The organism is Treponema sp. (assembly GCF_045657965.1).
Classification (GTDB): Bacteria; Spirochaetota; Spirochaetia; order Treponematales; family Treponemataceae; genus Treponema_D.
The window spans coordinates 23,350-36,728 of sequence record NZ_JAZOUG010000181.1; the positions used below are offsets into that span (position 1 = coordinate 23,350).

At 39.1% G+C, this 13,379-nt stretch carries 11 protein-coding genes; 6 read left to right on the forward strand and 5 right to left on the reverse strand.

What is annotated here, in order from left to right; genetic code table 11:
- Positions 1 to 47 precede the first annotated feature (47 nt).
- On the forward strand, positions 48 to 542 hold the full coding sequence (locus ACKI5B_RS06880; protein ID WP_407427148.1) for an Lrp/AsnC family transcriptional regulator: 495 nt from the start codon (positions 48 to 50) through the stop codon (positions 540 to 542).
- On the opposite strand, the gene ACKI5B_RS06885 is transcribed toward ACKI5B_RS06880, so the two are convergent.
- The 3 genes from ACKI5B_RS06885 to ACKI5B_RS06895 are packed head-to-tail and all read right to left on the reverse strand — an operon-like array spanning position 539 to position 4,090.
- Positions 539 to 1,513 carry an ABC transporter ATP-binding protein gene (locus ACKI5B_RS06885; RefSeq protein WP_407427150.1) on the reverse strand — a complete coding sequence of 325 codons (975 nt, stop codon included), beginning with the start codon at positions 1,511 to 1,513 and terminating at the stop codon, positions 539 to 541. The genes ACKI5B_RS06880 and ACKI5B_RS06885 overlap by 4 nt on opposite strands.
- Positions 1,491 to 3,107 carry an ABC transporter permease gene (locus ACKI5B_RS06890; protein WP_407427152.1) on the reverse strand — a complete coding sequence of 539 codons (1,617 nt, stop codon included), beginning with the start codon at positions 3,105 to 3,107 and terminating at the stop codon, positions 1,491 to 1,493. Before ACKI5B_RS06890 ends, ACKI5B_RS06885 begins: the two co-directional genes overlap by 23 nt.
- Positions 3,086 to 4,090, reverse strand: a complete 1,005-nt coding sequence (locus tag ACKI5B_RS06895; RefSeq protein WP_407427154.1) for an ABC transporter substrate-binding protein — start codon at positions 4,088 to 4,090, stop codon at positions 3,086 to 3,088. The genes ACKI5B_RS06890 and ACKI5B_RS06895 overlap by 22 nt, the downstream gene beginning before the upstream one ends.
- A gap of 170 nt (positions 4,091 to 4,260) precedes the next feature.
- On the opposite strand from ACKI5B_RS06895, the gene ACKI5B_RS06900 reads away from it, so the two are divergent.
- On the forward strand, positions 4,261 to 5,709 hold the full coding sequence (locus ACKI5B_RS06900; protein ID WP_407427156.1) for a TrkH family potassium uptake protein: 1,449 nt from the start codon (positions 4,261 to 4,263) through the stop codon (positions 5,707 to 5,709).
- 21 nt (positions 5,710 to 5,730) lie between these two features.
- Here the strand turns inward: ACKI5B_RS06900 and pepT are convergent, their stop codons facing one another.
- Together pepT and ACKI5B_RS06910 are read right to left on the reverse strand one after the other, a co-directional pair.
- Positions 5,731 to 6,897, reverse strand: coding sequence for a peptidase T (pepT, locus tag ACKI5B_RS06905; RefSeq protein ID WP_407427158.1), 1,167 nt, complete (start codon positions 6,895 to 6,897; stop codon positions 5,731 to 5,733).
- 79 nt (positions 6,898 to 6,976) lie between these two features.
- Positions 6,977 to 9,079 carry a cation:proton antiporter domain-containing protein gene (locus tag ACKI5B_RS06910; RefSeq protein ID WP_407427160.1) on the reverse strand — a complete coding sequence of 701 codons (2,103 nt, stop codon included), beginning with the start codon at positions 9,077 to 9,079 and terminating at the stop codon, positions 6,977 to 6,979.
- A 138-nt stretch (positions 9,080 to 9,217) separates the two neighbouring features.
- On the opposite strand from ACKI5B_RS06910, the gene ACKI5B_RS06915 reads away from it, so the two are divergent.
- From ACKI5B_RS06915 to ACKI5B_RS06930, 4 genes are all read left to right on the forward strand, one after another.
- Positions 9,218 to 10,390, forward strand: coding sequence for a pyridoxal phosphate-dependent aminotransferase (locus ACKI5B_RS06915; protein ID WP_407427162.1), 1,173 nt, complete (start codon positions 9,218 to 9,220; stop codon positions 10,388 to 10,390).
- A gap of 23 nt (positions 10,391 to 10,413) precedes the next feature.
- Positions 10,414 to 11,739, forward strand: coding sequence for a restriction endonuclease (locus ACKI5B_RS06920; protein ID WP_407427164.1), 1,326 nt, complete (start codon positions 10,414 to 10,416; stop codon positions 11,737 to 11,739).
- A 69-nt stretch (positions 11,740 to 11,808) separates the two neighbouring features.
- Positions 11,809 to 12,654 carry a right-handed parallel beta-helix repeat-containing protein gene (locus tag ACKI5B_RS06925; RefSeq protein WP_407427166.1) on the forward strand — a complete coding sequence of 282 codons (846 nt, stop codon included), beginning with the start codon at positions 11,809 to 11,811 and terminating at the stop codon, positions 12,652 to 12,654.
- Positions 12,635 to 13,240: a hypothetical protein gene (locus ACKI5B_RS06930; RefSeq protein WP_407427168.1), complete on the forward strand. Its 606-nt coding sequence runs from the start codon at positions 12,635 to 12,637 to the stop codon at positions 13,238 to 13,240. The genes ACKI5B_RS06925 and ACKI5B_RS06930 overlap by 20 nt, the downstream gene beginning before the upstream one ends.
- Positions 13,241 to 13,379: the final 139 nt, after the last annotated feature.

Sequence of the window (13,379 nt, forward strand, 5' to 3'; positions counted from 1 at the left end):
TCTGCACAATAAACTACAATAAAACAAGAATTTACGAGGAGATAAAAATGGACGGAAAAGAAGAAATCCTTGATTTGTTACGCGAAAATGCACGGCTTTCAGTCGAAGATATTTCAGCAATGACCAAAAAATCTTCGGACGAAGTTAAGGCAATTATAAAAAGCCTTGAAGATGAAGGAATTATTTTAAAATATGCTGCCATTGTAAATCCGGAAAAAGACACAAATACAAAAGGCAAAGTCCGGGCAGAAATTGAAATTCAATGTCAGCCTGAACGGGAACATGGATTTGATGCACTTGCAGAACGAATTTACAGATTCCCGCAGGTAAAGTCACTTTATTTGATGAGCGGCGGATATGATTTAAAAGTCGTAATCGAAGGTGATGATTTAAAAGAAGTTGCCCTGTTTGTAGCACAAAAACTTTCTACTCTCGAAGGCGTCCGTTCAACAAAAACTCACTTCCTTCTCAAAACCTACAAAGAAAATGATGTTCTTTATGTTGAAGATGAAAGTGACCGACGCGAAGGAGTAATGGCTTAAAGTTCCCAGAATTTCACTGCTTCAAATGAAATATGCGAGCCGATTTTAAGATTTTCACATTCAATCGTATCAAAATCGGCTGTAATAAGTTCTTTTTCATCTGTAGAATCGCACTGAATTATAAAACGGCATTTGCTTCCCAGAAACTCTTCAGAAAGAATTGTTCCGCTCAGTAAAAAGTTTTGTGATTTTTGTGCGATTTTAAACCATTCCGGCCGGATCATATATCTTTTTTCTGATTTTTTTAAGATATTTGCTTTTCCCACAAAATCAGCAGTAAATACATTCTTGGGCTCAAAGTAAATCTGGCGCGGAGTTCCTGCCTGTAAAAGCTCCCCTTTATTTAAAACAGCAATTTTTGTTGAAAGCGAAAGTGCTTCTTCCTGATCATGAGTTACATAAACTGTAGTTATATGAAGTTTATGCTGGATTTCCTTTAATTCTTCACGAACTTTTATACGAAGTTTTGTATCAAGCGAGGAAAGCGGCTCATCCATCAATAAAATTTTTGGTTCAAGAATAAGTGAACGTGCTAAAGCCACTCTCTGCTGCTGTCCGCCGGAAAGTTCTGCAATATTTCTTGAAAGCAGGTCTTCTATTCCAAGAGAACTGGAAACAACAGAAATTTTGTCAGAAATTTCAGTTTTAGACAGTTTTTTTTGAATTTTTAAACCGTAAGCTATATTCTGCTCAACCGACAGATGAGGAAAAAGCGCATAATCCTGAAAAACAAAGCCGACTTTTCTTTCATTCACTTCAATTCCATTTTGATTAACTCCATCAATTAAAATTTCCCCGGAATCAGGAGTCAAAAATCCTGAAATTAAGCGAAGCAATGTTGTTTTACCACAGCCACTCGGTCCTAAAAGTGTCGTAAAACTGCCTTCTTCAACAGACAGAGAAAAATCATTAATCGCATTTTCTTTACCAAAAGAAAACGAAACATTCTTAAGCTCGAGTTTTGCGTTCATCAAAAAATCCTTTTTTTAGCTTTATAATTAAACTGCCGGATGCAAGAATTCCAAAAGTCAATGCCGTTAAAACAGAAGCAAGGGCACAGGCTTTTCCCCAGTCTCCCTGCTCTGCCATTGTTAATATTTTTATAGAAGCGAGCGGTGTTGAAAAAGAAACCAGAAAAATTACAGAACTGATTGTGCCGACTCCGCGTACAAGGTCATAAATAAATGATGAATAAAAACCGCCTTTACTCAAAGGAATTAAAACTGAAGTAAAAAGCCTGATTTTATCTGCTCCAAGAGAATAAGAAGCATCATCAATGGAAGATTTAATCTGAGAAAAGACAGTAGAAATTATTCTGTAAGAAAAAGGCATAAAACCAACTGTCATCGCTATAATTATCATTACTGCAGAAGCATGAATATGTAAGCGGGCTGCAGTAAGAGAAAGAGCCAGTCCAAAGAGAGAGCCCGGAATTGCAGCTGGAACCTGAGAAACAGTATCAAGATATTTTGTACAGGGCAGACTGGTGCGGTTAACCAAAAAACTGCTTAAGCCGGCTAAAACCGTGCTCAAGACAGCCGAAACAAACGCAAAAATCAGCGAATTCCTTAATTCAATGAAAGTTTTTCCCAGAAATTTAAAATGATCCAAAGTAAAATCAGTATTTATTCCCCATAATTTCTGAAATCCGCCTGCCACAATTGCAATAAACTGAGCAAAAACTAACAGAGAAACAAAAGCACAAACTGCAAACAGTAAAATCTGAGTAATTTTTGATGATTTTTTTTCTGGAAGCGGAGAACCTTTCTGTCCGACTGTAGCAAATTTTATTTTATTTTTTTTGAGAATTTTATTTTGAAGAAGAAAAAGCAGAATTGAAGGCAAAAGTAAGATTAATCCCAGAACAGCACTTTTACCTGCATTCATCCAGCCGTTTAACTGCGTGTAAACTTCAACTGCCAGAACACGAAATCTGCCGGCAACTATCATAGGATTTCCAAAATCACTTAAAACTGAAACTGCTATAAAAAGGGCACTGGATAAAATTCCGTTCAAAGATAAAGGAATTGTTACTGTAAAAGCGATTCGTGTTTTTGAAGCTCCCATTGCACGGGCTGCCTGTTCAAGCGACGGATTTATTCTCTGTAAAACCTGAGCACAGATTAAATATGCAATTGGAAAAAAACACAAAACCTGTGCGATTAAAAGTCCCCAAAAGCCATAAAGTGAAACATCAAGACCAAGGATTGCATGTGTAAAAAATCCCTGTCTCCCAAAAAGCAGGATAAACGAAAGACCGCCGACAAAAGGAGGAGTCATTAAATGCAGAATTGGAATAAAAGCGAAAATTCTTTTAAAAGGAATGTCTGCCTTTACGACCGCATATGCAAAAATATAACCGATAATAACAGAAAGTACAGTCGAGCAGACACATTCCAGAATTGTATTAAATACAGCTTCACGCCAGATATTTGAAGTAAAAACCGAAACAAAATCACTGGCTTTTGGAGTGAGAAAAACTGTTAAAAAAGGAAAAATAATACATGCCGTGAGAATTAAAATCACGGCAATGTAAACCAAATTTATTTTATTGATTTTGACCATTTATCAAGGACATCATTCTTTTGATCAGAAGCTTTCTGAACATCATAATTGATTAAATCAAGTTCAGAAATTGAAACTGAACCTTCCTGAGATTTTGCTTCAGGATTTACAGGAATTGTAAAAGTAATTAATCCCATAAGTTCCTGTGCTTCTGATGAAAGCATAAAATCAACAAATTTCTTAGCTGCAGAAAGATTTTTTGCATTTTTAAGGATTGCAATACAGTCCACATCACCAACTGACTGCGGCGGAGCAACTGGTTTTAAGCCGAAGCCCTGTGCATTATATTTTGCAATTGCATGCAGATAGGAAATTCCAATTGCATATTCTCCTGTTCCAAGTAATTTTGCCGGAGCACTTCCCGAATCAGGAAACTGGCCGATATTTTTTGAAAGTGAAATAAGATAATCCCAGCCCTTTTCATCTCCAAGACGCTGCAGTTGATTTTGTACAAACAGATATCCTGTACTTGAAGCAGCAGGATTTGTCATAACGATTTCACCTTTAAAAGCAGGATTCAGTAAATCTTCCCAGGTTGAAGGAATCTGAATTCCCGGGAATTTTTCAGCAAAACGCTTTTCATTTACACCGATCCCAAGAGTGAGTACACAAAAACCTGTCCATGTATTATCAGAAGAAACTGCATAAGACGGAAGATTTTTAGCTGAAGGTGATTCATAAGTTTCAAGAGCACCGGCTTTATCTGCCTGAATATGATAGCTTGAAGCACCACCAAGCAGAATATCTGCCATAGGCTCATCTTTTTCTGAAATGACCCGGTTTACAATTTCACCGGTTGTAGCACGCAGATAGCTTACAGGAATTCCTGTTTTTTTTGTAAATAAACTTGTAAGGGCTTCGGTTTCTTCGTCATGAATAATCGAATAAATTTTAAGAGTTTCCTGCTTTTTTTCATCACAGCTGAACAATAAAACAGAAAAAAGCATGGTAACGGCTGAAAAAATAAAGACTGTTTTTTTCATAAACACCTCGAATTTCCAATTTTATTAAAATAATAATAAAATATTGATATTATAAAAATACCCAAAATAATAAAAAAATATAATACCAGATTCCAGAAATGCTCCGTAAATCGATATAAAAACTGCCGTGCATTTTAAGGACAAACATGATATAGTAGTTATATCTGATTATGAAACAAATCTTCGTTTTTGCACGCCTGATTTTTATTGTACTCGCAATTGTCGGATTAAGTCTTATTATTCCGGTTTTAACAGCCTTAGCCTGCGGAGAGCTCAATGTAATTCCTGCTTTTACTGTTCCGCTTTTAATTTCTCTTGCAGCCGGAACATTTTTTTACTTTGCCGGCAAAAAAACTGCCGTCAAATTTTCACTTAGAAGTGTATTTGCTTTTGTTGCAGTTGCATGGATTTCAATCAGCATTTTTGGCGCTGTTCCGCTTATTGTTTCCGGCTCTATCCCGAATTTTCACAATGCTTTTTTTGAAAGTGTTTCTGCCTTTTCTACAACAGGCGCAACTATTCTTTCTGATGTTGAAGTTCTTCCCCGTTCAATAAATTTATGGCGGTGCCAGATGCACTGGCTGGGCGGCATGGGAATTATTGCCCTCACCGTTGCCCTTCTTCCCCTTCTCGGTGTTGGCAGCTTTCAGCTCATTAAAGCCGAAAGTACAGGACCCGAAAAAGGAAAAATTACACCAAAAATGGCAAATACTGCAAAAACTTTATGGCTTTTATACCTTGGCTTTACAGTTGCACATTTTATTGCCCTTAAAATCTGCGGACTTGATTTTATCGACTCCCTTAGTTACGCATTTTCTACACTCGGAACCGGCGGTTTTGCTGTAAAAAACGCCAGCATTGGAGCTTACAATTCACTTCCAGTCGAAATTATCTGTACTATGTTTATGTTTCTTGCAGGAATCAATTTCAGTCTCTATTTTTATGTAATTACCGGAAAATTTGATGAGGTCAAAAAAAATTCTGAATTAAAGGCTTATATTTCAGTTTTTGCAATCTGTGTTATTATGATAGCACTGGTTTTAATTCCTCATTACGGCTCTTTTACAAAAGCACTGCGTTATTCAAGCTTTCAGGTTGCGTCAGTTATGACAACCACAGGTTATTCCACTGCTGATTTTACAACCTGGCCGGGTGCAGCACAATTTTTTATCTTTGTCTTATTCTTTACGGGCGGCTGTTCCGGCTCAACTTCCGGCGGCTTTAAAATCATCCGCTGGGTTGTTCTTAAAAAACAGGCATGGAATGAAATGCTTCGCATGCTTCATCCGCACGGAGTTTTTACTGTAAGCCTCAATCAAAAAGCCGGCCGCAAAGACCTGGTTTTTAATGTCGCAGCTTTTGCTTTTGTTTATTTTGCTCTTGTTTTCATTTCGACAATGATCAGCACCTTCTGCGGTTTAGAGCTTTTTACAGGTTTTACGGCAAGTCTGTCAATGGTCGGTAACATCGGACCGGCTTTTGGACTTCTCGGACCTTCAGAAAACTACGGTGCCATATGCCCGTTCTTAAAATACTGGTACTGCTTTGCAATGATTGCAGGCCGTCTCGAACTTTACAATCTGATTATCTTCCTTTTTCCTGATTACTGGAAAAAATAAAAGACCGGGCAAACTTCAAGTTTAATTCTTTCCACAGAGATTTATTAAAATCTCTGCTGCTTTACTCATTTCTGAAAGATTTGCCCATTCTTCGCGTGAATGAAAATTGTGACCGCCTGTAAAAATATTCGGACATGGAATTCCCATTTCTGTAAGCCGTGAACCGTCTGTACCGCCACGAATCGGTGTGAAAACAGGTTCAACTCCGGCTTTTCTGTATGAATCAACAAGCTTTTCAATTACATCTTTGCGCGAAGCAAAGCCATTTTTCATGTTCAGATACTGCTGAGTGTGCACTACTTCGGCTTTTCCGCCAAAAGCAAGTGCTGTTGCATTTGCCAGAGTTTCAACAAGGGCTTTACGTTTTTCCATACCTGAAGATTCAAAATCACGCAGAAAAATAACGACTTTTGCGTTTTCGATTGAACCTTCAATTGACATTGGAGCATAAAATCCTTCGTATCCGTCTGTTGTTTCCGGAGATTCGTGACGCGGAAGAGCCGAAACAAAAGCAGAAGCCATTGTAACGGCATTGACCATAACACCGCGGGCAGTTCCTGTATGAACTGAAACACCTGTAAAGGTAATTTCAGATTTAAACGCGTTAAAACATTCAGTTTCAAGCTCACCAAGAGAGCCGCCGTCTACAGTGTAAGCATATTTTGATTTAATAAGATTGAGCGGAACATTATCCATGCCATGCCCGGTTTCTTCATCCGGAGAAAAACAGACTTCAACAGGACCGTGAAGAACTTCAGGATTTCTATAAAAATATTCCAGAGCTGTCATGATTTCTGAAACTCCGGCCTTATCGTCTGCACCAAGGAGAGTTGTTCCGTCTGTTTTGATTATTGTATCTCCTGCTTTGTTTGTGGAAAGCAGCGGATTAACATTCTGACCGCTGACTTCTTCAACTGTATCCATGTGAGCAAGAAGACAGAAAGATTCCTGGTTTTCAAAGCCTTTTGAAGCAGGCAGAAAACCATAAACATAGCAGTGGTCTGTAATCTGAACATTCTGAAGGCCGAAAGATTTTAATTCTTCTTCAAGAACTCTGGCAAGGTCAAACTGTCTTTGTGTAGAAGGCTGAATGCCTTTGTCGGCAGAAACAGAATCAGAAGTAGTCCAGATTTTCACATAACGTAAAAACCGCTCTAAAAGTGAAGATTTAAGTTCATCAGTAAGCATAAAGTTATTATAGCAAAAATCTCCACAAAAAACACTTCCTGCCCTGATTATATCTTTCCTGAACCTTTCAGAATTGCAATTACTGCTTCTTCGAATCTTTAAGGATTTCAATAATTTCTGCCGGATTTTTTGCTTCCAGAAGAGAAAGACGCACCTCTTCATGCATCAACGCCCCTGTAAAAGCAGACATTGCTCGCATAAGAGGACCTGAATTATCAATCGGCGAAACGAGCATTACAAAGATTTTTGAAGGCTGACCGTCAAGTGAATCGTATGCAATACCTTCTTTTTTGATACCGATTGCAACACAGGTTTCTTTTACGCCGTTTGTTTTTGTGTGAGGAATTGCAATGCCTTTTTCAAGACCTGTACTCATTGAAGCTTCTCGTTCTTTAAGACTGTTCAAAACTTCTTCACGGTTAATTACATTTCCTGACTGACACAAAAGCGTAAGCATTTCCTGTAATATTTCTTCTTTTGTACTTCCCTTAAGATTTGTAGAAATACATGCCGGATTGAGATAGCGTTTTACAGATTTTGTAACGCGGTTTTCAGGGCAGGCAAATCCGTACTGAAGGCTTTCTGTATTTTTAAGTGAAGCAAGTGACTGCATTGATTTATTGAGCCGGAGCATGATTTCATAAAGTTCACCTTTGACAAAGCCCATGTCTTCTTCGGCTGTTTCAATAATCAGGCAGGTACCCTCTTCACGAAGAGAAATTGCGGTATCTCCTCGCCGTGCAGTGCAGATTCCGTCAGTAATATTCATCATCTGAACGTAGAAACCTTCTGCACGCAGGTCACGGTGAAGGATATCCATTACAAGATGAGTAAGTTCCTGATTTTTGAAATCCCATTCAAATATCTGGCTTTCTGAAGAAGCAATTTCTTTTTTAGTACCCCGACCTTTAATTGAAAGTGAAATGTTGAGAATCGGCGGAGCTACAAGAGTTGTAACAAGAGTCATAAGAATTACAACACCGAACAGATCCTGATTTACAATCGGCTCACCAAGTGCATCTTTTGCAGTCAGACCGATTCCTGCGATAATCAAAGCAACTTCACCTCGTGGAATCATGCCGGAACCGATTCTGAAACCGCCTTTGAGATTAAAACCTAGTCCAAGAGCAGGCAGACCACATCCCAGAAGTTTTGAAAGCACTGCGATTAAAGTGTAAATTCCGCCGCAAATCAGAACATTTGCACTGAAAAGTTTTGTTACATCAACGCTCATGCCGGTTACAGCAAAGAAAACCGGTACAAAAAATTTGTACAGAGAGTGAATTCTTTCCTGAATTACCGGCGCAATGTCAGTTCCTGAAAGAGCAAGACCTGTTGTGTATGCTCCGATAATCATTGCAATGCTCTGCTTTTCAAAAAATCCTGCTAAGAGGAAGGCAACACCAAGGGCTGCGATTGAAAAATCAGTTGTGCCGCCGAAAAGACGTACAAACCGCGCAATTTTTTTAGAAAGAAGAATAAATACAACAGTTGCTAAAAGCCAGATTCCAAAAGCCTTGAGTGCAATAATCCCGATTGCTCCTCCTGAAAGAGCCCTGCCGCTTGAAAGAGCACCGACAATTCCCATTACAACAGCAAGAAGAACAATTCCGAGAACATCATCAAAAACTGCCGCTGCAAGAATTGTAACACCTTCCGGAGAATCCATTTTTTTTCTGTCACTCAAAATGCGTGCAGTGATTCCGACAGAAGTTGCCGTAGACATAATTCCCAGAAAAAGGCATTTGATGTCAAAAAGACCTGAACATTCAATTCCTAAAACCGGAAGAATAAACATTGCACAGCCGGCACCAAGGAAGAATGAAACAACAACTCCGCCTAAACCGATAATTCCGCCTGAAACAGAATATTTAATGAAAAGCGAAAGGTCAGTTTCAAGACCTGATGCAAAAAGAAGAATGATTGAAGCCACCTGTGCAAAAGCATAAAGTTCAGGAGAAACAGCTCCGGCAATTGAATCTGTAACACCAAAAAGACCGTGTTCAAAACCTGGAAAAGCAATGCCGCCAAGAGCAAAAGGTCCTATTATGATTCCGGAAATAAGTTCTCCAAGAACGGAAGGAATGCCGAAACGGACGGCAAGTTTACCAAAAATTCGTGAAGCAAAAATAATAACTGCTAACTGAAAAACAAGATTTGTAATGATTTCTGTAATATCCATATTAACCGAATATTATAGCGTTTTTTAGAAAAATTGTGAATATTTTTGAAGATTTTGCAAAACCATCTGATTATGACAATAATTTCCTTACTTCCAAATTCTTCTGTAATAGTTTAAAATAAGAGAAAGGATTTTAAAATGAATACACGTGAAGACAGACTTTCTAAATCAATGCAGAATATTCCGCCGTCAGGCATCCGTAAATTTTTTGAGATGCTGATCGGCCATGACGATGTTATTTCACTTTCTGTCGGTGAACCGGACTTCCCGACTCCCTGGGTAATCCGTGAAGAAGCGTATTATCATCTTGAAAAAGGGCATACCTCATATACTTCAAACTGGGGCTTAATCGAACTGCGCGAAGAAATCGCCAAATACATGGAACGATACAACCTTTACTACAATCCGAAGAACGAAATTCTGATTACGGTTGGTGCAAGCGAAGGCGTTGATGCCGTTCTGCGCGCAATTTTAAATCCTGGAGACGAAATCATAGTTGTTCAGCCATGCTATGTAAATTACACTCCGCTTGCAGAGCTCACTCAGGCAAAAGTTGTTCCAATCGATACAAGCGTAAACGGCTTCTACCCGACAGCCGAGCAGATTGAAAAAGCAATCACTCCAAAAACAAAGGCTGTCATGATGTGCTCGCCGAACAATCCGACCGGCACTATGATTCCTCGTGCTGAACTTGAAAAAATTGCAAAAGTCGTCGCAAAAAACCAGATCTGGTGTATTTCTGATGAAATCTACTGCGAGCTTGCCTATGACGGAGCAGAACACTGTTCAATCGGCGAATTTCCGGAAATGAAGGACTACACAATCATCCTGAACGGCTTTTCAAAATCTTTTGCAATGACCGGATGGCGAATCGGCTACATTGCAGCTCCTGCCGAAGTTCTTGCGCAAATCGTAAAACTTCACGGCTACAACACAATCTGTGCACCGATTTTCTCTCAGTATGCGGCAGTTGAAGGCCTTCGACACGGCTGGAAAGATGTCGAAAAAATGCGCGTTTCATACCAGCAGAGGCGGAATTTAATGTACAAAGCTTTCTGCGACATGGGGCTTGAAGTTCCTGAGCCGACCGGTGCCTTCTACATGTTTCCGAGCATTAAAAACTTAGGCATTTCAAGCGAAGAATTCGCCACGAAGCTTTTCCAGAAGCACAATGTTGCAGTTGTTCCGGGAAGCGTTTTCGGTGAAGGCGGCGAAGGTCACATCCGCTGCTGTTATGCAACTTCAATCGACAAAATCAAAACCGCTCTGGATAGAATAGCTGAGTTTGTTGAAGAATTAAGAAAAAATTAATTTATGCCGATAATTAAGAAGATATGAACACTTTAATTGCTGTTGTAATAATTGTTGTATTTGGTACGATTGTTGTTTCTCTTGCAACCAGAAAAAAATCTGGAAAAAAAGGCAAGCAGAAAAGCCGTGCACAAATCATAAAAGAAGCAACAAGAAAACTTGCACAAAATCCTCATAATCCGGACGCTCTTATATCGCTTGGCGATTTATACTTTAACGAAAGGGCATGGGACAAAGCATATCCAATCTACGAAACACAAATGGGAATAGCAACTGCCCACAAAGAAATTGATATTTTTAAAGCATCTTTGCGGCAGGGCATTTGTGCAATGAAGATGGATAAACTTCAGGAAGCATTTAAAGGACTCACAGCTGCATATCAGATTAATCCTAACGATTATGAAGTAAATTATTATTCAGGACTTGCATTTTATAAAAGCAACAATTTTGACAAAGCTTCTCCAATGTTCAAAAAAGTTATTTTAATGCATCCTGAAGCAACAAATGTTAATTCACCGTTAGGACTTTCGCTTTATAAAGGAAAACACTACAAAGAATGTCTTCCGTATCTCAAAAAAGCACTTGATGATAATCCGGAAAATAAAGAAGCTCTTTTTGCAATGGCTGACAGTATGAATGAAAGCGGCTATGGTGAAAAAGCAATGAAAGTCTTTATGCATCTGCGACCTGATCCGGAATTTGGTGCAAGGGCATGTCTTGCTGCCGGAATGTTCCATCTTAAAATAAACCAGCCGGATAAAGCAATTCAGGATTTTGAAATCGGCATGAAGCATCAGAATGCAACCCCTGATGTAGCAATCGAAACCAGATACCGGCTTGCAAACGCTTACTTCGCAATGAAAGCAATTGCAAAGGGTATTTCCTGCCTAACTGAAATTCAGGCAATGAATCCGCAGTATAAAGATGTTCCTCAGCTTCTTGCCCGGTATTCTGAATTAAATCAGAACAAAAACCTTCAGATTTACCTCATGGCAAGTTCAAGCGATTTTGTTTCTCTCTGCCGGCGTGTTGTCGTAAAATACTATCAGAAAGCTGTAGCAAAAATCGTCGATATTTCAGTAACACCAGAGAATGTCGAAATCTTAATGAACATTGAATTCGTCCGTTCTGAAGAAATTCACATTTTCCGTTTTTACAGAAGTACAAGTGTTATTTCTGATTTATTTGTTCGTGATTTCCATGCAAAAGTAAACGAAGCAAAAGCCGACCGCGGTGTCTGTATAACAGCAGGTCTTTACAGTGACGAAGCCAAGCGTTATGCAGAAGGCCGGCCGATTGATTTAGTTGAAAAAGACGGGCTGGTCAGAATCTTAAAAAAGATTGATTAAAATTTATTGATTTTAGCTTAAAACAACTTATAATAAAGTGTGCAGATTTTTTTTAGGAGGAAACTCAATATGAAAAAATTTCCATACTTTATTATTACCTTTATTTTTGCAGTTCTTTTTCTTTCCTGCAGTGATTTAAGCAATTCCAAAGGAACTTATCTTGTTTTCTCTTCAAAATCGCGGGCTCTGGAAAAGTCAGCCGAATACCTCACAGACATCACTTTAGAAGGCAAAAGCTCAGCAGGGACATTAAACAACACCTGGAAAACTGCCTCTGAATTTCTTTCATCAAGAATCGAAATAGAAGCCGGCAGCTGGGAATTCACTCTGACTGCATATCTGAAAGAAACTGAGTACAAAGCCTCAACAACCGCACAAATTATCGCAGGCTTAGAAAACAAAGTCACATTTAAACTGGCAGCAGTTGCAACTAAGTTTGTTTATTTAAGTACAGGTGATGAAATCTTTTCTGATAAATATGAATCTATAACTGAAGCCGTTTCTGCAATTGAAGATGCCGAAAACTGCACGGACTGGATAATCTACATAAACGGCGAAATAACCGGTACAAACCATGTCTATATTGGAGAATCCTGTGCTTCTTCTATAACAATAACCGGTTTAACAGGCAGCACTACAGACATTCTTAACGGCAATGAAGAAGGGACTGTTCTCAGTATATCCACAAGCGTTCCTGTCATAATCAAAAATCTCAAAATTACAGGCGGAACAGGAACAGTAAGTGACGGATATACAAGTGCCGGCGGTATTTATATTGGTCAGGCTGCTACAGTAACCCTTGCTGAAAATACAATTATTACAGGAAATACAGTCGGAATCGATGCAAATGGAAAGTATGGCGGTGGTGTATACAATGCAGGAAAACTTTTTATGTATGGAAGTGCATTATTCTAAAACAGAACTTCCAACAGCAGAAACTAATTCAAATAGTGCATATTATGGCGGCGGTTTATACAACAACGGTTCTGCATATCTGGGATACAGCGGCATTAATTCAGTAGATGAAACATTAATCGAAGCAGAACTTACCGGTGGAATCTACTATAACTATGGAGCAGACGGTGCTGGGGCAATTTTTAATGCCGGTACACTTTATATTAACAGCGGAAATATAAATTACAATTACACAGCATCCTGGGGCGGGGGAATCCGTACATCAGAATCTAATTCAGTTATCACACTCTCAGGTGGTACAATAAGCAATAATGCAAATAATAACAGTATGGGCGGTGGAGTTATTGTACGTGGAGGAACATTCACCATGTCAGGCGGGGAAATTAGCAGTAACACTGCCGCTACTGGTGGTGGCATATCTATTACAGATGCAGTCTTTACCATGACAGGCGGAAGCATTAAAAATAACACCAGCGATAACCTTTATTATGAACGCGGAAATGGTGCTACAATTGGCGAAACAACATTGTCAGAAGATGAAACTATTACCTCAAACATTATAAACGCTGAAATTCAGACTGAATAAATCACAAACCACCCGTCAAACGGGTGGTTTGAACACAGCCTATAAGGCTCGGTTCTCAAGCTGAGACTTAAGTCCCGGCTTTCACTTACGTTCAAGTCTATTGCAGGTTGACCCGTCGCAGCCCCTGAAGGGGCGTTCG